The sequence below is a fragment of the Arthrobacter sp. StoSoilB5 genome, from assembly GCF_019977235.1.
Taxonomy (GTDB): Bacteria; Actinomycetota; Actinomycetes; order Actinomycetales; family Micrococcaceae; genus Arthrobacter.
The window spans coordinates 473,024-492,715 of sequence record NZ_AP024646.1; the positions used below are offsets into that span (position 1 = coordinate 473,024).

Annotated in this window: 18 protein-coding genes; 12 read left to right on the forward strand and 6 right to left on the reverse strand. The window is 63.1% G+C overall.

Annotated features, from left to right (window positions below; translation table 11 throughout):
• Window positions 1-109: 109 nt before the first annotated feature.
• Both LDN75_RS02335 and LDN75_RS02340 read left to right on the forward strand, forming a co-directional pair.
• Complete coding sequence (locus LDN75_RS02335) at window positions 110-1,414, forward strand: aromatic ring-hydroxylating dioxygenase subunit alpha (RefSeq protein WP_223935589.1); 1,305 nt, start codon at window positions 110-112, stop codon at window positions 1,412-1,414.
• Window positions 1,411-2,829, forward strand: coding sequence for a ferredoxin reductase (locus LDN75_RS02340; protein ID WP_223935590.1), 1,419 nt, complete (start codon window positions 1,411-1,413; stop codon window positions 2,827-2,829). The genes LDN75_RS02335 and LDN75_RS02340 overlap by 4 nt, the downstream gene beginning before the upstream one ends.
• 34 nt (window positions 2,830-2,863) lie before the next feature.
• Here the strand turns inward: LDN75_RS02340 and LDN75_RS02345 are convergent, their stop codons facing one another.
• Entirely contained in the window at window positions 2,864-4,129 is a 1,266-nt protein-coding gene (locus LDN75_RS02345) for a LuxR C-terminal-related transcriptional regulator (RefSeq protein WP_223935591.1), read from the reverse strand.
• 149 nt (window positions 4,130-4,278) lie between these two features.
• On the opposite strand from LDN75_RS02345, the gene hxlB reads away from it, so the two are divergent.
• Complete coding sequence (gene hxlB, locus LDN75_RS02350) at window positions 4,279-4,869, forward strand: 6-phospho-3-hexuloisomerase (protein WP_223935592.1); 591 nt, start codon at window positions 4,279-4,281, stop codon at window positions 4,867-4,869.
• Between the two features lie 78 nt (window positions 4,870-4,947).
• Window positions 4,948-5,571 (forward strand): 3-hexulose-6-phosphate synthase, encoded by a 624-nt coding sequence (gene hxlA / locus LDN75_RS02355; protein WP_223935593.1) that lies wholly within the window; start codon window positions 4,948-4,950, stop codon window positions 5,569-5,571.
• A 110-nt stretch (window positions 5,572-5,681) separates the two neighbouring features.
• Here the strand turns inward: hxlA and LDN75_RS02360 are convergent, their stop codons facing one another.
• Window positions 5,682-7,835, reverse strand: a complete 2,154-nt coding sequence (locus tag LDN75_RS02360; RefSeq protein WP_223935594.1) for a glycogen debranching N-terminal domain-containing protein — start codon at window positions 7,833-7,835, stop codon at window positions 5,682-5,684.
• Window positions 7,836-8,157: 322 nt separating this feature from the next.
• Between LDN75_RS02360 and LDN75_RS02365 the strand changes: the two genes are divergently transcribed.
• The 8 genes from LDN75_RS02365 (at window position 8,158) to LDN75_RS02400 (ending at window position 15,100) form a co-directional block, all read left to right on the forward strand.
• Window positions 8,158-8,499 (forward strand): hypothetical protein, encoded by a 342-nt coding sequence (locus LDN75_RS02365; RefSeq protein WP_223935595.1) that lies wholly within the window; start codon window positions 8,158-8,160, stop codon window positions 8,497-8,499.
• A 25-nt stretch (window positions 8,500-8,524) separates the two neighbouring features.
• On the forward strand, window positions 8,525-9,922 hold the full coding sequence (locus LDN75_RS02370; protein WP_223935596.1) for a deoxyribodipyrimidine photo-lyase: 1,398 nt from the start codon (window positions 8,525-8,527) through the stop codon (window positions 9,920-9,922).
• 169 nt (window positions 9,923-10,091) lie between these two features.
• A complete protein-coding gene (locus LDN75_RS02375) occupies window positions 10,092-11,591 on the forward strand; it encodes a CoA-acylating methylmalonate-semialdehyde dehydrogenase (RefSeq protein ID WP_223935597.1) in 1,500 nt (499 codons plus the stop codon).
• The gene (locus tag LDN75_RS02380; RefSeq protein WP_223935598.1) at window positions 11,591-12,652 is read left to right on the forward strand and encodes an enoyl-CoA hydratase/isomerase family protein; all 1,062 of its coding nucleotides are present in this window, start codon (window positions 11,591-11,593) and stop codon (window positions 12,650-12,652) included. Before LDN75_RS02375 ends, LDN75_RS02380 begins: the two co-directional genes overlap by 1 nt.
• 56 nt (window positions 12,653-12,708) lie before the next feature.
• The gene (gene mmsB, locus LDN75_RS02385; protein WP_223935599.1) at window positions 12,709-13,632 is read left to right on the forward strand and encodes a 3-hydroxyisobutyrate dehydrogenase; all 924 of its coding nucleotides are present in this window, start codon (window positions 12,709-12,711) and stop codon (window positions 13,630-13,632) included.
• Window positions 13,633-13,671: 39 nt separating this feature from the next.
• Complete coding sequence (locus LDN75_RS02390) at window positions 13,672-14,451, forward strand: enoyl-CoA hydratase (RefSeq protein ID WP_223935600.1); 780 nt, start codon at window positions 13,672-13,674, stop codon at window positions 14,449-14,451.
• Window positions 14,452-14,579: 128 nt separating this feature from the next.
• On the forward strand, window positions 14,580-14,876 hold the full coding sequence (locus tag LDN75_RS02395; RefSeq protein ID WP_223935601.1) for a DUF4190 domain-containing protein: 297 nt from the start codon (window positions 14,580-14,582) through the stop codon (window positions 14,874-14,876).
• Between the two features lie 83 nt (window positions 14,877-14,959).
• Window positions 14,960-15,100, forward strand: a complete 141-nt coding sequence (locus LDN75_RS02400) for a hypothetical protein (RefSeq protein ID WP_223935602.1) — start codon at window positions 14,960-14,962, stop codon at window positions 15,098-15,100.
• Between the two features lie 68 nt (window positions 15,101-15,168).
• Here the strand turns inward: LDN75_RS02400 and LDN75_RS02405 are convergent, their stop codons facing one another.
• From LDN75_RS02405 to LDN75_RS02420, 4 genes are all read right to left on the reverse strand, one after another.
• Window positions 15,169-15,831, reverse strand: coding sequence for a TenA family protein (locus tag LDN75_RS02405; protein WP_223935603.1), 663 nt, complete (start codon window positions 15,829-15,831; stop codon window positions 15,169-15,171).
• A 449-nt stretch (window positions 15,832-16,280) separates the two neighbouring features.
• A complete protein-coding gene (locus LDN75_RS02410; RefSeq protein ID WP_223935604.1) occupies window positions 16,281-17,312 on the reverse strand; it encodes a hypothetical protein in 1,032 nt (343 codons plus the stop codon).
• A gap of 86 nt (window positions 17,313-17,398) precedes the next feature.
• Window positions 17,399-17,908: a MarR family transcriptional regulator gene (locus LDN75_RS02415; protein WP_223935605.1), complete on the reverse strand. Its 510-nt coding sequence runs from the start codon at window positions 17,906-17,908 to the stop codon at window positions 17,399-17,401.
• 24 nt (window positions 17,909-17,932) lie between these two features.
• The gene (locus LDN75_RS02420; RefSeq protein WP_223935606.1) at window positions 17,933-19,651 is read right to left on the reverse strand and encodes an AMP-binding protein; all 1,719 of its coding nucleotides are present in this window, start codon (window positions 19,649-19,651) and stop codon (window positions 17,933-17,935) included.
• Between the last annotated feature and the right edge of the window lie 41 nt (window positions 19,652-19,692).

Here is a 19,692-nt window from a genome sequence, read left to right on the forward strand (position 1 = left end):
TCATTCGTCCCTAATCTCGTACTACGAAGACTTCGATAACGCCGGTCGCGATGACGCACCAGCGGTCTCCACAAAATGCACACTCATCCAGCCTCCCGGGAGGAAACCCATGACTGCTCCAGTGAACTTGCCCCTGAAATCACGCGGAAAACTCGCTTCATCATTGCCTGCTGAGCAGCTGGCGGAAATCGCCGGGTTGTTCGACTTCCGTCGTACGGGCTACTCCCTCGATGCCCCCTTCTACACAGACCCGACGATTTTCAAGATCGACATGGAAGCCATTTTTGGCCAGCACTGGATCTTTGCCGCCAGCGTGGCCGAGCTGCCGGAGCCGGGAGACTACGTCACCGTCGATTACGGGCCCTACTCCCTGATCGTCCTGCGCAACGACGATGGCGACGTTAACGTCCTGCACAACGTGTGCCGCCACCGCGGTGCCCGCGTCCTGACCGAAGCTGCCGGTTCCACCGGAAACCTCGTATGCGGCTACCACTCCTGGACCTATTCCCCCGAGGGCAACCTGATCCACGCCTCCGCTCCCGGCGAAGCCAAATTCGACAAGAACTGCTTCGCCCTCAAGCGTGCCCACAGCCGCATGGTCGCCGGACTCATCTTCGTCTGCATTGCCGACGAACCGCCAACCGACTTCGACGAAACCTCAAAGATCTTCGAGCCGTACCTCGCGCCCCATGATCTGTCGAAGACGAAGGTCGCCTACCAGCAGAACATCATCGAGGAGGGCAACTGGAAGCTCGTCATGGAGAACAACCGTGAGTGCTACCACTGCGACGGACACCCGGAGCTTGCCTGTTCCCTCTTTCCCACCTGGGGCCTGACGGAGGGCCTGATCCCGGCCCATCTCGAAGAAGTGTGGGACCGCAACAAGGAAGCCCAGTCCTCCCTCGAGGAGCGTTGCCGCCGCTACGGCCTGCCCTACGAGGTGGTCGAGGAGCTGGACACCCGTATTGCCGGTATCCGCATTTCCCGCGAATCCCTGGACGGCGAAGGCGAATCGTTCTCGGCCGATGGGCGCAGGCTCTCCAAGAAGCTGCTCGGCGACCTGCCGGACTTCCGCCTTGGCCGCTGCTCGATGCACCTGCAACCCAACAGCTGGTTCCACTTCCTGGGCGACCACGTGATCACGTTTGGTGTCTTCCCGATCAATGAGCACCAGTCCCTGGTCCGCACCACCTGGCTGGTAGCTGATGACGCCGTGGAAGGCGTTGACTACGACCTCGACAAACTCACCTACACCTGGAAGCAGACGAACCTGCAGGACAAGGCGTTCGTGGAGTTGTGCCAGCAGGGTGCCGGCAGCCCGGCCTACGAGCCCGGCCCGTACATGAAGAGCGAGTACCAGGTAGAGGCGTTCATCAACTGGTACGTGCAGCGGGTCCAGGAGCACTTGGCATGATTGAACTCCTCACTGAGACGGCAATCCACCAAGAGCCACAGCGCATTCGCGGTCTTGAGATGCCATGGAACAGGGTCATGGGCAGCACCGAGGCACCCGCTCGTGCTGCACGTGCACTGGGCCCCTGGCATCCACAGGAGTTCATGGCCGAATGTGTGGAGACCGTTCCCGAGGCGGGCGGCTTGATGACCTTCGTGTTCCGCCGCTGCGACGGTGCGCCCCTGGCGTTCCGTGCGGGCCAGTATGTAAACGTCGCTTTTCCCGTGAACGGCCAGGACCAGGAACCGGTGGACCGCAGCTATTCGCTGTCCAGTTCCCCAACCGAGCCTTGGACCTTCAGCATCAGCGTCAAACGCGACGCCACAGGACTCGTCTCACCGTGGGTGCACGAGAACGTCAAACCCGGGACTGTGCTCGAGATGCTCGGACCGGTGGGCGCATTCCACTTGCCCGATGCCGACCGGCGGGCGCGGTACCTCTTCTTGGCCGCCGGCGCCGGCATCACCCCCATCATGTCCATGCTGCGGACCATCCATTCCCTGCCCGGGCATGCCGATGTTGTGGTGCTCTATCACGGAGCGGAGGCCGGAGGCTTTGCCTTCCACAAGGAGTTGGCCTACATCGCCTCCGTGGACTCTCGCGTCAAGGTCTTCTACTCCCTGGGTGACCGCAGCAAACCCGAGGGATGGGAAGGGCTCAGTGGAAGGTTGACGGCAGCCATGCTGGACGAGGTTGCCCCGGATGCCAACGGCCGCCAGGTCTATGCCTGCGGCCCCGAGGGTTACCTGAACACAGCCACCGAGCTCCTGGGCAAAGTTGGCGTCGACGACACTTCCATCTACATGGAATTCTTCTCGGGTGATCGCCAGACGCTCCTTGAATACCAGGCGGAGCTCGCGCTTGCGGCAGACATCGCAGAGGAAATCGCTGAGGAAATCGCCGATTCCGCCGAGGACTACTACGAAAGCCAGCCCACCGCCTTCGGACTCTACGAGCCTGGCTACGACGCGGAGGGAACCCTGCAGGCCACGGGCCTGCCGCTGGAAACCGTCGACCCGGACGCGCCCGGTTCCGAGGCACCCGACGGCGGTTCGGGGCCGGCGCCGGAGGCCGAAGCACCCGATGCCTCGACCTTCGACACGGTGGGGACGGGAAGCCTCACACTGTCCTTCATGCGCACCGGCATCAATGTTCGCATCGACCCCAGCGAACACATCCTCGGGGTGGCGCAGCGTGCAGGCGTTCGGATCGGCGCGAACTGCAAGGAAGGCATGTGTGGCTCGTGCAAGGTGGTCAAGCTTTCCGGGGAGGTCGAGATGAACCACCAGGGCGGAATCCGCGCACGGGAAATCGAGGCCGGGAAGTTCCTGCCCTGCTGCTCCACCGCGCAGACCGATTTGGTGATCGACGCCTAGCCGCTTCCAGCTGCCCTGGCTGAAAAGCAAGCGACTACCGGAGTCCCGCACTGTGTGCCAACGCAATGGCCTCAGTGCGGGACCGGACGTCCAGCTTCCGGAAGAGGTTCCGGATATGAAATTTCACAGTATTTTCGCTGACATTGAGTTCAGCGGCGATGGCCCGGTTACGCTGGCCGGCGGCCAGCAATTGAAGGACTTCCAGTTCTCTTGCGGCAAGGCCCCACGCTGAGACATCACCAGCGGGTGCCGATGGTGGATCCAGCGGCAGCACCACAGAGATATCTGCTCCCCAGCCCTGCATGACATCTACGCTCATCCTGCCATCCACGGCCTGCACCCGTTGGCGCAACCGTTCGATGTTGGGGGAATCGGGGGACAGCTCGCCCCGGCCATCGTCCCGGACGTTGATAAGCAGGTTTTCACCATCGCAGTCCCACTGGGCCCGGACACGGTGCACATCAGGTTGCTCGGCTATTGCGAGCACCAGGCCCCGGACCACGGCACGGGCAGCGTGGGCTACTTCTCCTGGCAATGCCCTGCCATTCGCAGGCGGTTCAATGAACTGGATGTCGATGTTGCTGAAGTGCATTAGCGGCCGGAGGTCCACGCGAAGCCGCTCGAACGCCGTGCTGACTGGTTCCTCCACGAGATCGCTTGTGCGGTCGTTAAGGGTTCTCAGGCCGATCAGCGCCTTGGCAGTCATGTCGGTTACGAAAGCACGGGTTGCGTGATCGTCCATGCTGTTGGACCGCAGCGCGGCGAGCACGGTTTCCAGCGTGGTGGAGTGCTGGTCCACCAGCTCGGCCGTCACCCGGATCCGCTCCGCTGATGCGGCACGGGACTCCAACAGATACGACGGCGGCGCATCAGAGACCTTCTCCTGGATACGTGCCGCGGTGAGCCGCCAAAGGTAGGAGAGGACGCGCAGGGATTCGCTGTCCTGTCCAACTCCGGGATCAGTCAAGACCAACAGCGCATTGCTGGGTGCGTACGCCAAAGCCAGGACATCCCGTTCCTCCCCGGCGACGGTAGCTTTGGCGCGCCATGGACCCTCGTCCGGAATCGCGGCCCGTACCTTATCCAACTCCGGGATGGAGACCCTGCTGACAATGCTTTCCTCGCCTGCCTTCTTCTGGGGGCGGCCAGTGCAGTCCTCGGTGAAGATGACCAAGGCACTGGACTTGACGTAGGGCAGCAGGGCTGTTCGCAGGCTGTCCGCTATACGCATGAGAGGTGCCTGGGTGATGTCTGCGATGGCATTTAAAAGCTGCCAGGGGATGACGGTGGGCTCGGACATGCTCCCAAGCCTAAACGAAGTAGGCCGCGTGTACTACCCAAAAGGGTGGTAGCAACTGCTCTTTTTCAGCGTTCCACCTACCCGAACTGACCGGGAGACTTGATTGCAGGCCCGAAAGGCTCGAGCACCCTATACACGAAGGAGTGAATGTGAACGTCACCGCAGAAACAGCAACTGCCACGAGCACGGACGTAGCCAACAATGTGTCCCTGATCCTCGGCGAAGTCGCTGACACTACTTCTGGGATTGAGTACGCTCAGTTGGCCCATCTTGCGGACAGGATCAGTGGGGCCGGGCGTGTGTTCCTCGCCGGAGCTGGACGCAGCGGCCTGGTCCTCCGGATGGCGGCCATGCGCCTGATGCACCTCGGCCTGACTGTCCACGTGGCAGGTGACACCACCACGCCCGCCATCAGTTCCGGCGATTTGCTGGTGGTCGCGTCCGGTTCAGGTACGACCTCCGGTGTGGTCAAGGCTGCGCAAACCGCGCTTGAAGCAGGTGCACAGGTTGCCGCCATCACCACCAACCCGTCCTCGCCGTTGGCCGGGCTGGCCGACGTCGTGGTGGTTGTCCCGGCCGCCCAAAAGACGGACCACGGTTCCAACATTTCGCGCCAGTACTCCGGCAGCCTGTTCGAGCAGGCGCTGTTCCTTGCCACCGAGTCGGTTTTCCAGACTCTTTGGGACGCCGCGGACGAACCCGCTGAGCAGCTCTGGTTGCGTCACGCCAACCTCGAATAAGCCCAACCAAGTAGCCAATTTCTTTGGCTCGATTCCAACTCACCAACACCGACAACCCACAAGGAAAGTAAGAAAACCATGAAACTTCAAGTCGCACTGGACCTCCTCACCACCGAGGCCGCCCTGGAACTGGCCGGCAAGGTAGCCGAGCACGTTGACATCATCGAGCTGGGCACGCCGCTCATCAAGGCCGAGGGCCTCTCAGCAGTGACCGCCATCAAGGAAGCACACCCCACCAAGATCGTCTTCGCCGACATGAAGACCATGGACGCCGGAGAACTCGAAGCCGACATCGCCTTCAAAGCGGGAGCCGATCTGGTCTCGGTGCTCGGAACGGCTGACGACTCCACCATTGCGGGTGCGGTCAAGGCGGCACAGTCGCACAACAAGGGCATCGTTGTGGACCTGATCGGTGTTGCCGACAAGGTCACCCGTGCAAAGGAAGCCCGGGCCCTCGGGGCCAAGTTCATCGAGTTCCACGCAGGCCTGGACGAGCAAGCCCAGCCTGGCTACGACCTGCGCGGCCTCCTTAACGCCGGCGAGGAAGCCCGCGTACCGTTCTCCGTCGCAGGCGGCGTCAACGCCTCCACCATCGCGGCAGTGCAGCTGGCTGGTGCAGACGTAGCCGTGGCCGGCAGCGCCATTTACAGCGCCGAAGATCCGGAGCTTGCCGCCAAGGAGCTCAAAGCCGCCATCCAGTAGGGCCTGCGACCACCGCACTAACCTGGTTGACGTCGTCAGCCAGTTGGTGTCGCCGCCCGGGAAAGTACCCACTCAAAGGTGCTTTTCCGGGCGGCTTTTCCTTTCCGGGCTCAGGTTTCCGGGCTCGGAAGGTGCGCCTCTTCCAGTAGCTCCGTGAGCCAGGGCCGCTGCGCGTGGTGGAAGGTCAGCCCGTTCGGCAGGCCATGGACCGTGGGCTTCGAGCCGACAACGTCGATCGTGATGCGGCCACTTCCCATGGGGGCGTTGCCGATGTGGAGGTCTCCGAAGGACGGCGGCAAAACGGGGTCCAGCCAGACGCCGCCCAACGAAATGTGGGCGTCGTAGCGCATGAGACCCGTGACCAGTTGAATGGGCGTTGTGGCAGCCCATGCTTGCGGTGAGCAGGCGGTTGGATAGGGAACCGGTTCGCTGAACTGTTTCCGGTCGAAGCCACAGAAGAGTTCCGGGAGCCGGCCGCCTGAATACTCGGCCGCTTCCAGCAAAGCTGTGGCAATCCGTTGTGCTTCGTCCACAAAGCCGTACCGCAGCAGCCCTTGGACAATCAACGCATTGTCGTGAGGCCAGACTGAGCCATTGTGGTAGCTGGCCGGGTTGTAGGCGCCCATGTTGCTTGCCAACGTCCGGACTCCCCAACCACTGAACATCTCGGGGGACATCAGGTGCTCCACCATAGAGGGGGCCTTGTCCTCATCCACCAAGCCAAACCACAAGCAGTGGCCCATGTTCGAGGCGCACGCGTCCACAGGCCGCTTGTCTCGGTCCAACGCGACGGCATAATAGCCCTTGTCCGGAAGCCAAAACTCTTCGTTGAACTTCTGCTTGAGGCGGTCCGCGCGTTCTTGGAACTCCGCAGCCAAAGTGAGGTCGCCGGCGTCGTACGCCATCCAGGCCCGGGAGGTATAGGCGCCGTGCACGTACGCCTGGACTTCGCACAGCGCCAAGGGCGGTTCCGCCAGGGTGCCATCGGCAAAGTTGATGCCGTCCCAGGAGTCCTTCCATCCTTGGTTGATGAGCCCGTGGGCATTGGGACGACCGTACTCAACAAAGCCGTCGCCATCCCGGTCGCCGTAATCGCGGATCCACTCAAGGGCGCGGTCGGCGTTGGGCAGGAGGGCGGCGATGGTGTCCTTGGAAAATCCCCAACGGCTGACCGATCCCAGGACAACCACGAAGAGCGGTGTTGCATCAACGCTGCCGTAGTAAGCGGACTTTCCGCCGAGAGCCAGGCCGCTGGAGACGTCGAGCCTCACCTCATGCAGGATCTTGCCCGGTTCTTCCTCGCTCACCGCATCCACTACTGTTCCTTGGAGATCGGCCAACGTCCGGAGCGTCCCCAAAGCGAGGGAGGGGTCAACGGGCAACGCCATCTCGGATGCCCAGAGGGAGTCGCGGCCGAACAACGTCATGAACCATGGAGCGCCGGCGGCCACCACCACCCTGTCCGGATGGTCCGGGTCCTGGATCCTGAGGGCGCCGAGGTCCTCGTAGCTGCGCCGCAGGGTCCGCTCGATGGATCGATTGCCCATCTGCACGACCGGGATCTTGTCCACCCACTCCTGCCGGCGCCTGTCGCTGGCGGACATTTCGCCGCGTGACGGATGGGCGAAAGGTGCTTGGGTCCCATCAGCAGTTGGCAAAACGCTCACGCGGGTGCTCCATTGCCCGAATGGTGGAATCGTGGTCCTGAAGCCCAAGGCCTTTGCCCCTGCGCCTGCACCGTCTGCCTGGATCACAACGCTTTTTCGATAACCCTCCCACCTACCGCGAATTTCCAGGGAATCCCCTTCAGGCAGCCGGGTCTCGGTCCATTGGCGGGTAATCCGGGCTTCCTTCACTTCAAAGAGGTCCGCGAAATCAGACTCGACCGTCAGCAGGATCCGGCAATCCGCTGCATTGGTGGAGTAATTCCGGACTGTGATCGTCTCCAGGATTCCGGCGCCCACCTCACGCAGCCGCTCCACCAGCAGCGGACTGTCCGCGTATCCATCGGGCCGGGGCACCCGGCAGGCAAAGAGCGCACGGTAAGGCTCCTTGGTCTCTGCGGCAAGTGGTTCAAGCGGTTGTCCGTTGACCGTCAATTCCCATTTGGACAGGATCCGGGTGTCCATATGGAAGACACCCTGCGGTAGATCGGGACGGATGTCTCCGTTGGCGGCAGAGATGCAGAAGGACGAGCCCTCAACCAGAGTGACCGTGCCTGAGCCAAGGGGCCCGGCTGCAGTATCGGCATTCCATCCAGCCACGTCTGTGCCTCCAATCAGCGCGGAACAGTCAATCAGCGCGGAACAGTCAATCAGCGCGGAACAATGCCCTCACAAACCGTTGCCTGGCCCGCCTGAAGTCCGGGGTGCAGCCGTATGTGTGGACGTATCCGAAGCTACGCCGATGCTGCGGTTGGCACCAGAGCCTGAACGCTCGTTTGGCGGCCGCGCCACATCAAATGCAATCCAGAGTTAACCTACCTGCCGGTACGGACGAACTTCAGGAGGGCTATAGTGGGTGAACAGGACATTCGCTGATGCAGCCCGGCGGCCCGTTTTTTCTTCCGCCACCGGAGGCCCCGCAATGACCGACACCCAAATCAGTAGTTTTCTGAGTGACTGTGTGGTGTTTGACGACGACACCGAGAAGGGGCTGGATTTCGACACCCTCTACGGCCTCTACATCAGTTGGTGCGTCCTGGGACGCAAAGTGCCCGTTCCTGATTCCGCTTTCAGGACCGCCCTTGAACTTGAAGGATTGCGCGCCAGGAAAGATCACGGCCAACGCATCTACCCCGGCTTGAACATGGTTGGCCCTGCAGCCAGGGATTACGTGATGAACAGTGTTCCCGTCTGGACTGGTACAGAGACCAGCGCCCCAGCAATGCCCCAACTAGATGAAGACTCGGTACCTTCCTTGGGGTAGCCCCCTCCGAGGAAGCAGGTAATAAGTGAAGCCGTCCGTCGTCTGGTTCCGCGACGACCTAAGGGTCCGGGACAACCCAGCCTTGCATGCCGCCGTCGATGACGGCGGGGCGGTGGCCCTTTACGTACTGGACGAAGAATCGCGCGGTGTCCGGCCCCACGGCGGTGCCGCGCGGTGGTGGCTTCACTACTCTTTGACGGCGCTGCGGGACGATCTCGCGGCCATCGGAGTACCGCTTCTGCTGCGTCGAGGACCGGCCGGCCCGGTTGTTCAGGAAATCACGACGGCGATCGGCGCCGGCGCGTTGTTCTGGAACCGCCGGTACGGTCCGGCGGAGCGGACGGTCGACGCCGGGATCAAAGCGTGGGCGCGTGGGGCCGGCATGCATGTAGAGAGCTTTCAGGCGTCCCTGCTTCATGAGCCGTGGGAAGTCACCACCAAGACCGGCGGGCAGTACAAGGTTTTCACCCCTTTTTGGCGGACTGTTTCATCGCAGGACTTCCGGGATCCTTTGGCTGTACCGGCTCATGGCCACGGCTACGCGGGCGAACTGCCCGGCTGCGATTCGTTGGAATCCTGGCACCTGTTGCCCACCAACCCGGACTGGTCCGCAGGGTTGGTGGAGGCATGGACGCCGGGATCGGCTGCAGGGCACCAGCGGCTCAATAAATTCGTGACTGACGGACTCACAAACTACAGCGAAGGCCGTAATCGCCCGGACGTCGATGGCAGCAGTTGCCTTTCGCCATACCTGCGTTGGGGTGAGCTCAGCCCGTTCGAGGTGTGGCATGCCCTGGCTTCCAATAGATCGGAAAGCACAAGTATTTTCGCCTCCGAACTCGGCTGGCGCGAATTCTGTTGGCACCAGTACTTCCATAACCCGGATCTGGCCACAGCGAACCTGCGTAAGGAATTTGACCGATTCCCGTGGGCTTGGCCGGATGGCTCCGGCTCCCGCCCCGCGAAGGCTCACGCTGGTCACGAGACTGCGGCCGCGGAACTCCGCGCCTGGCAGTTGGGCCGCACCGGTTTTCCCTTGGTGGACGCAGGACAGCGGCAACTCTGGCAGACGGGGTGGATGCACAACCGGGTGCGCATGGTCGCGGCCAGCTTCCTTGTGAAGAACCTGGGCATTCATTGGCAACTCGGCGAGCAGTGGTTCTGGGACACCTTGGTGGACGCTGACCCGGCGTCCAACCCGGCGAACTGGCAGTGGGTGGCGGGCTCGGGGGCAGACGCTTCCCCGTTCTTCAGGATCTTCAATCCGGAGGCCCAACGCATCAAGTTCGATCCCCGGGGAAAATACATTGCCCAGTGGATCCAGGAGTTCGGCACACCCGAGTATCCGGAGGAGATCGTGGATCTCAAGACCACCAGGCAGGATGCCTTGGAAGCCTACAAGGGACTCAAAGAAGTGCACTAGCTTCTGCATGTTGTTGAGCAGGGACCGGAAAACGCCCTCTGGAAATTAGTAGGAAGTCCGAGTATATTCGATTCAGAGATGACCCGGATCACAGTCGCTGAGGCGTTCCTGCCGATTACTGCAACCCAGCGCCACGGTAGTCATTCACGATGCAAAGGAGCATTCCATCATGGTGCGCGAGCTTTCACATTACGTAGACGGCCAGAGGATCGAAGGCACGTCCGGCCGCTTCAGCGATGTCTACGATCCCTGCACGGGTGAAGTGCAGGCGCGGCTTCCGCTGGCCAGCGCGGACGAGGTCCGCAACGCCGTCGCAAACGCCGAAAAGGGCCAACTCGAATGGGCGGCGATGAACCCGCAACGCCGGGGACGCATCCTGCTCAAGTTTGTGGACCTGGTGAACGAGAACATTGACGAACTCGCCAAGCTGCTGTCCTCCGAACACGGCAAGACGCTTGCCGATGCCAAGGGTGACATCCAGCGGGGGATCGAGGTAGTTGAATTCTCGGCAGGGGCACCGCACCTGCTCAAGGGTGAATTCTCGGACAACGCTGGGCAGGGCATTGACGTTCACTCATTGCGCCAACCGCTGGGCGTAGTCGCGGGCATCACGCCTTTCAACTTCCCCGCCATGATCCCGCTATGGAAGTCGGGCCCCGCGCTCGCAGCCGGTAACGCGTTCATCCTCAAGCCGTCCGAGCGGGATCCCTCCGTTCCGCTGCGGCTCGCCGAGCTGTACAGCGAGGCCGGTGTTCCCAACGGCGTCTTCAACGTGATCAACGGTGACAAGGAGGCCGTCGACGCCCTCCTTGAGGACCCTCGGGTCAAGGCCATTGGATTCGTTGGTTCCACGCCGATCGCCCAGTACATTTACGCCACCGCGGCTGCGCACGGCAAGCGCGCGCAGTGCTTCGGCGGCGCGAAGAACCACATGGTGATCATGCCCGACGCCGATCTGGACATGGCTGCCGACGCCCTGATTGGTGCCGGGTACGGTTCCGCCGGCGAGCGCTGCATGGCCATCTCCGTGGCGGTGCCCGTTGGCCAGGAGACCGCGGATGCCCTGGTGGCAAAGCTGACCGAGCGCGTCAAGGACCTCAAGGTGGGCCACAGCCTGGACAAGGACTCGGATTTTGGACCTGTCGTAGCGCAGTCCGCAAAGGAACGGATCGAGGGTTACATCCAGTCCGGCGTGGACGAAGGCGCCACCCTGGTCACCGACGGCCGTGGGCTCACAGTGGACGGTTACGATGGCGGCTTCTGGGTTGGTCCCACGCTCTTCGACAACGTCACGAAGGACATGAAGATCTACAAGGAAGAGATCTTCGGTCCCGTCCTCAGCGTGCTGCGCGCGGCTGACTACGACGAAGCGCTAAGGCTCTGCAGCGAGCACGAGTTTGGCAACGGCGTCGCAATTTTCACCCGCGACGGCGACTCCGCCCGCGACTTCGCCAGCCGCGTCGAGGTCGGCATGGTGGGCATCAACGTGCCCATTCCCGTGCCGATCGCGTACTACACGTTCGGCGGCTGGAAGGCCTCCGGGTTCGGCGACCTCAACCAGCACGGCGCCGACGCCTTCCGCTTCTACACCAAGACCAAGACGGTGACGTCGCGGTGGCCTTCCGGCATTCGCCAGGGCGCCAGCTTCATCATGCCGGCAGGCAGCTGATGGAGGCCGTGGACGCGGACGAAGTTCTCTTCGAGCGCCGCGGTCATCTTGGCATCGTGACGCTCAACCGGCCCCGGGCAGTCAACGCCCTCAGCGCGGGAATGGTGAAAGCCATGCTCCAGCAGTTGGCTGCCTGGGCTGACGACGACGCCGTGGCAACCATCCTGGTACGCGGCGCCGGCGACCGTGGGCTGTGTGCCGGCGGGGACATCGTGGCCATCTACAAGGACATGTTGCATGGCGGTCAGGAAACGGCAGAGTTTTGGGCCGACGAGTACCGGCTGAACTCACTCATTGCCCGGTATCCAAAGCCTTATGTCGCTTTCATGGATGGGCTGGTGCTGGGTGGCGGCGTGGGGATTTCGGCGCACGGCTCGTTCCGCGTAGTCACTGAGCGGACGCGCACCGGCATGCCCGAGACCACCATTGGATTCGTGCCCGACGTCGGCGGCACCTTTTTGCTGTCCCGCTCGCCGGGGGAGACGGGAACCCATGCGGCACTGACGGGCGCCCATCTCTCCGGGGCGGATGCCTTGTTCCTTGGACTCGCGGACCACTTCGTGCCGTCCGAAAACCTCCCCGCGCTGGCAGAGGCGTTGGAAAGCTCGACGGCGGAGGCCGCCGTCGAGCGTTTTGCCCAAGCGGCGCCGGACTCGGCCCTGGCGGGCCAGCGGGAGTGGATCGATGCCGCATACGCCTATGACGATGCGGAGGAAATTGTGCGGAGTTTGCGTTCCCTCGGGGCGGAGGCAGTTGCCGCGGCCGACACGATTGATTCGAAGTCGCCTACCTCCGTGAAGGTCACTTTGGAGTCCTTGCGGCGCGTGCGGGGGATGTCGCTGGAGGAAGCGCTGGACCAGGAGTACCGGGTGGGACTGCGCTGCCTGGCCGGGCCCGATTTCCGGGAGGGGATCCGCGCCCAGGTAGTGGACAAGGACCGGAACCCGCAATGGAAGCCTCCCACTTTGGCTGACGTGCACGAGTCCGACGTCGAGGGCTACTTTGCCTCGCTCGGTGAGCGCGAGTTGGGCCTCGCCGCCTTGGGCGCTGACGCCACGTGACCCATCTTGTCCACCCGCCTGTCCAGCCAGTTTGTTAGCCAGTTGAAGGAGACGACATGACAGAGAACGCAGCATCGGCAACGGGACTCATCGCTTTCCTCGGACTCGGCCATATGGGCGGACCCATGGCGGCCAACCTGATCAAAGCCGGACACGACGTGATCGGTTATGACCCCGTGCCAGCCGCCGTCGAGGCCGCCAAGGCTCACGGTATTCCCATGGCATCCACGGCCCAGGAAGCCGTGGACGGCGCAGCCGTGGTGTTGACCATGTTGCCCAGCGGCAAGCACGTGTTGGACGCGTACCGCGGGGTTGACGGGCCCGGGCTGCTGTCTGTTGCAGGGCCGAATACCCTGTTCCTGGATTGCTCCACCATCAACGTTGACGAGGCCCGGGAGGCCGCCGTCATTGCTGTGGAAGCGGGCCATCGTTCAGTGGATGCCCCGGTTTCCGGCGGTGTAGTGGGCGCCGAAGCCGCCACCTTGACCTTTATGGTGGGGGCCTTGCCGGAGGATTTCGAGACCGTCAAACCCATCCTGGAACTCATGGGCAAGAGGATCGTTCACTGCGGCGATCACGGTGCCGGGCAAGCAGCCAAGGTCTGCAACAACATGATCCTGGGCGTGTCCATGATTGCTGTTGCCGAGGCCTTCGTGCTCGGGGAGAAACTTGGACTCACGCATCAGGCACTCTTCGACGTCGCTTCCAACGCTTCCGGCCAGTGCTGGGCACTGACCACCAACTGTCCGGTTCCCGGTCCCGTGCCCACCAGCCCGGCAAACCGCGACTACCAGCCAGGCTTTGCCGGGGCGCTGATGGCCAAGGACCTGAGGCTGGCCGTCAATGCCTTGGAAAGCACCGGCGTTGCTGCGGAAATGGGGCCGCTTGCTTCACGTATCTACGATGCCTTCGCGGCCGGGGAGGGTGCCGGACGTGACTTCTCAGGCATCATCACGGACATACGCGACAAGTCTGCGTGAGAGATTCTGTATATGACGACGTTGAGTGAGAGGGAGAGAATGACGGAGCAGTACGGAAACATCCTGGTGGAACGTCGGGGCCGCGTAGGTTTGGTGACGTTGAACCGGCCGGAAGCGTTGAATGCGCTGAACACCGCACTCATGAACGAACTGGTGGACGCCGTGACGGCGATGGACACCGATCCTGGGATTGGTGCCGTGGTGATCACGGGATCCGCCAAGGCGTTCGCGGCAGGTGCAGACATCAAGGAGATGTCCTCCAAGAGCTACATGGAAATGTATGCGGCGGACTGGTTCCGCCGCTGGGAGGACCTCACCCGACTCCGCATCCCCGTCATCGCTGCCGTCTCCGGCTTTGCCCTCGGCGGAGGTTGCGAACTGGCGATGATGGCGGACTTCATCATTGCCGGGGATAATGCCAAGTTCGGCCAACCGGAAATCAACCTGGGTGTCATCCCAGGCATGGGCGGCTCGCAGCGGCTCACGCGTGCCGTGGGTAAGGCCAAAGCGATGGACATGGTCCTCACAGGCCGTTTCATGGACGCCGAGGAAGCTGAACGCTCCGGACTTGTCTCCCGGATTGTCCCGGCAGCAGAAGTGATTGACGAGGCCGTGAAAGCCGCTGACGTTATCGCTTCCAAGTCCAAGCCCGCAGCCATGGTGGCCAAGGAAGCCGTCAACGCCGCGTTTGAAATGGGCCTGGCGCAGGGCGTGCTTTTCGAACGGCGGGTGTTCCACTCACTGTTCGCCACCGAAGACCAGAAGGAAGGCATGGCCGCGTTCAGCGGGAAGCGGCAGCCCGAGTTCAAGCACCGCTAGGTGTTCTTGCGTTGTGGGGCCTGCTCTGCGCGTCATATCCGACGCGAAGCGCGCAGAGTGGGCCCCGCAACGAGGAATCGTGTGCCACCCGGATAGACTCGGGGCACTAACCAATGGGGGAGAGATCAATGTCCGTGCAGAACACTGAGACCACTCAGACACAGGCACCCGTCCAGCCGATCAACCGTTTGGCACTTGTGGCGGTGGCGATGGCCGCAGTAGCAGTTGCCGGCCTGTTCCTCTCCGGAATGGCCGTCATAGCCGTCTTTGTGGTGGGCGCGGGCCATGTAGCCCTCACCCAGATCCAGCAGGGAACCGAGCGGGGCAGGGGTCTGGCGATCACCGCCCTGGCAATCGGCTACGCTATCGCATCGTTCGCGTTGGTCTCTGCGATCATTTACGCGTTCACACTCGCCTCGCAATAATTTCCTGCGTTTTTCCCGTCATGACCCGGCTGTTGGCTCGTCCTATATAAGGACACCAACACGGCTATGACTGAGAGACGCAAATGACGTGGCAATTCTGCAATAACGACGACTGCCTGGACAGCTGGCACTGGACTGATTTGGGGGAGACCACCGCCGCCTGCCCAGACGCCGCTGAAAGTATCCACCTCGCCGGGGTTGTCGCCCGACGCTTCCCGGCGTAGGCTCCCGCGGCGCATGACCCGCCACTTCTGGAGCTCAGGGAACTGAACAACAAAGCCCGGAAGAAGGGCTAGCGGACCGCCGTAGGCAGCACAGCCGCGTCGAAGAATTCGCGCTCCAGCCGCACGGCCTCATAGAACGTCTCGGCGACCCTGTTTCGATCTTCCGGGTTGCTGGGTTCGGCGGCGTTGAACTCTGCCCGCAACCATTGCACCCACGCGTTGTATTCGGGGTTGTTGTGCAGGCGGATCCACTCGGAGTGCTTTGTTTGGGCCGGCCACGTGGAGGCGTCGCCAGCCCGCGCTGCCCAGTCTCCGTAGAGCCACTCCGCCACGAGCAGCACAGCCAGGACGTCCGGGTAAGCGCCCGTAGCCAGGGCGCTGCGCATGAGGGCGTCGAAGTCGCGCGTCACGGGACCCAGTGCCGGCGCGCTCCGGTCAGGATCGGGAACCGACAGTTCGTCGAAGCAGTCTTGGAAGTACGTGTTCTCATCCGAAGCGAAAGCCCCGAGCACCCGTGCGAACACCAACCGTGAAGGCAGCGAGGGTGCCGAGGCAACAGCCTGTCCAAGCAGCGCAACGAAGGCGTCGCAGAACTGATAATCCTGTACGAGGTAGTGGCGGAGTTCATCATCCGGAAGGCTGCCGTCCAAGAGCTTATCCACGAACGGATGATTGACGGCGGCGTACCAATCTGCGGCGCAGTTGTTTCTGAGTTCTTCGGCAAAGCCCACGGTGTTTCCTCCTGGAAGTTCAGAAACGGAGCCTAGCAGCCGCCGGTGGTGGCTGCGGCTGCATGACGCGACAGATGTCGCCGGCTCAGGCATCCATAGCTCGCTCCGAAATGGGTTCTGGGAGCTCATGTAGCCTTGGCGGAAATGTGCGCCTTCGGTCAACACGACGCCGGCCGGACAGTCAGACTGACTATCCGGCCGGCGTCGTTTATGTTTCTTGGGCGGTGTGCCGCCCCTCAGCAGACTATCCGGCTCCTTTCCGCGTGCATCGGGTCCGGCCAGTTGCCGACCAAGTCGGGCCAAAAGCCGATACGTCGGCTGGCGGATGCCTTTGCGTGGTTGCGGACGGGGACCTGGATTTTGCGAAGCATGGGTGCCTCCTGACTGATGTCTTATGCCTGCGTCGGTTGGCGCAGGTGGTGGTGCCTGCCAAAGCAGGAGCCACCGCATCAGTCAGGTCGGGACCCTGGATCGAACGAAGGTTGTGGTGATGCCGTTCGCTGCGGGTCCGTCACTGGACCGGCTCTCGGAGGCGGCAGCGGTGAGAGGACGTCCGGGATGTCGGACGCCCCGGGGGCCGAAGTGTTTGAGCCGCCCGCTCCGGATACGCCTGTAGTGCTTGGCGTCGGTACCGGATGAAGCGGCGCGCCGGGAACCGGGCTGCCGGGTGCGAGCATCGCGGCGGGCGGAACAGCTGCTGGATCAAAAGTCGGTAAGGGCTGCGGGACGCCGGGGCCTCCAAACAGAGGCGCCGCTGCTTGCGTGGTTTGGAGTACGACGGCGAGTGGCAGCGTCGGAGCCCCTGCTGGCGAAGTTGTGGCTGCAGGGGAGGTTGATACCTCAGGCGGGGCGACGCCGCCGAGCGGGTCCGGCGTGGTGCCAGGTAGCGGAGGAAGCGGAGGGGCAGTAAGCCCCGGCAAGTCGGGCGCCTCGGGTAAGCCGGGCACTTCCGGGAGCGCAGGCACTTCGGGGAGCGCAGGCACTTCGGGGAGCGCAGGCACTTCGGGTAAGGGGAGCACGTCCGTGACTTCGGGCAGGAGCTCCAGAACATCCTCCACCACAGGAAGTTTCTGTACCTCGGGAACCTGGCCGACGACCGGAACCTGGGGGACGCCCGGAACTTGGGGGACGCCCGGAACTTGGGGGACGCCCGGAACTTGGGGGACGCCCGGAACTTGGGGGACGGTCACCGTCGGTAGCGCGGGAACCGTGGGAGCCTCAGGCAGCGTGGGAACCTCCGGCAACGGATCCAGAGTGGAGGCCACTGAGTCCGCAGCATCGGCTACGGATGTGATCGAGGGCGCCTGCAGGGTCTGCGTGAGCGTCGTGGTGCCGCTGGGTAGCGGAGGTATTACGGGCACGATATCCGCCGCGGCTGCCGAAGGCGCGGTCAGCCACAGCATCACGGCGGATGACCCCAGCATGGCCGCGAGGAGAGGGCGCAGAAGAACGCTGCGGCGCTGTCCCTGGTCCTTGGCCATGCTCCACCCCCACTGCGGCAATGGAGCTTTAGGATACAACCGTTAGCGCTTTGAGTCACTCCCGCGCTGGGTCACTCCCGCGTTGGTCACTCCTCTGTGAAGTCCCCGGCGTCCCGGCGGAAGGTGCCAAGAACCCGGATGAGGTGATCGACGTCGTCGGGCCCGAAGCCTGACTTGCCGAAAACCTCGGAGTTGAGTGCCGCCGTCGCCTTCTTGGCGAGGGTGCGGCCCTCGGCGGTGAGCTCGATCAGGGTGGTGCGGCCGTCGGTGGGATGTGGCGAACGGGCCACGAGTGCGGCCTTTTCAAGACGGTCGACGGCGTTGGTCACCGAGGTGGGATGCACCTGCAGGAGCGCGCTCGCCTTGTTCATGGGGAGCGCGCCGCTGCGAGCGAAACTCAGTAGGGCGAGGAGTTCGTAGCGTGCGAAGGTCAGCCCGAACGGTTTGAGGACCGTCTCGATGCGTGCAAGCAGGATCTGCTGGGTGCGCATGATCGCGGTGATGGCAGCCATGGGCGCGGCGACATCGCCCCAGCCATGCCGTTCCCAGTTGCGTTGGGCGTCGGCGATGGGGTCGCGGGGGAGTGGGGTGCCCATGGGCCTCCTTCGTTGCTCGGTAGGCTAGTCTTTCAGATTCGGGAACTCTTCCTCTGAATACTCCAAGCCCAGGCCTGCCGGCAGTGGTCCGGCACCGTGCCTCGCCACTTCTGTTCCACGCAGTTCAACTCGCCTGATCTTGCCTGAAATGGTCTTGGGCAGTTCACCAAATTCGAGTCGCCGGATCCGTTTGAAGGGCGCCAGGTGCTGGCGGCAGTATCGCAGGATGTCCTCCGCAACAGCGGGCCCGGGTTCGTAGCCGGCGGCGAGCACCACGAACGCCTTCGGCACCGACAGCTTCACCGGGTCCGGGGAGGGTACGACGGCGGCCTCCGCCACTGCGGGGTGTTCGATCAGTACGCTTTCAAGCTCGAAAGGCGACAATCGGTAGTCGGAGGACTTGAAAACGTCGTCATCCCGGCCGACATAGGTGATGACGCCGTCAGCGTCACGGCTGGCCATGTCGCCGGTGTGGTAATAACCGTCGCGGAACGCCTCGGCCGTCTTGGCTTCGTCGCCGAAGTAGCTCTTCATGAGCCCCACGGGGCGAGGGTCCAGGCGCAGGCAGAGCTCGCCGTCGTCGGCTTCCTCGCCGGTGAGAGGATCGACGAGGACGACGTCGTACCCAGGCAGCGGCCGGCCCATGGAACCGATCTTTACCGACTGGGCCGGCGTATTGGCGATCTGCACCGTGGATTCCGTCTGGCCGAAACCGTCGCGGATTGTGACGCCCCACGCTTCCTCCACCTGGCCGATGACCTCGGCATTGAGCGGTTCGCCGGCGGACACCACTTTGTGCGGCGGTGCGGTCAACTGCGTGAGGTCTGCCTGGATGAGCATGCGCCAGACGGTGGGCGGCGCGCAGAAACTCGTGACTCCTTCGCGGCCCATTTGGTCCATGAGGGCGGCGGCGTCGAAGCGTTGGTAGTTGTAGATGAAGACGCAGGCCTCGGCGATCCACGGCGTGAAGACGTTGGACCAGGCGTGCTTTGCCCAACCGGGTGAGGCAACGTTGAGGTGCACGTCGCCGGGTTCAAGGCCAATCCAATACATCGTGGACAGGTGGCCAACGGGGTAGGACGTGTGCGTGTGCTCCACGAGTTTGGCGCGGGAGGTGGTGCCTGACGTGAAGTAGAGCAGCAGTGTCTCGTCTGCGCGGGTGGGGGCATCGGGCGTGAAGTCCGTGCCGGCGTCGTACGAATCCGCGTACTGGAGCGCCTGGGCGTTGGCGCGGTCCGCCCCGACCTCAATCAGCGTGTAATCACCAGCGACGTCCGCGAACTTGCCGATGTTGGCACTGCCCACGGCCACCCAGTTGGCCCCGCCCCGCTCGACGCGGTCCTGCAGATCCCGGGCGCCCATGAGCGTGGTGGTGGGGATCATGACGATGCCCAGCTTGATGCCCGCCAGCATGAGCTCCCATAGCTCCACCTGGTTGCCGAGCATGATGATCATATGGTCCCCGCGCTTCACGCCCTGGCCGCGCAGCCAGTTGGCGAGTTGGGAGGACCGCTGCGAAAGGTCCGCAAACGTGCGCCGTGTGGAACTGCCATCCTGCTCAACGATGACCAATGCGGGCTTGTTGCCGCGTTCGGGATCCGCCGCGATGTGGTCAAACCAGTCCAGGGCAAAGTTGAACTCCTCGAACCGTGGCCATTCGAATTCGCTGTGCGCCTGCTTGTAGTCCTCACGCAGTTCCAGCAGCCGGTCCCGGGCCGCGCGGAAGTCTTCTGTGACTGTCATAGTCCACCTTTCGCTGGGGGATCTTGCCTTGGCGTCGTCGC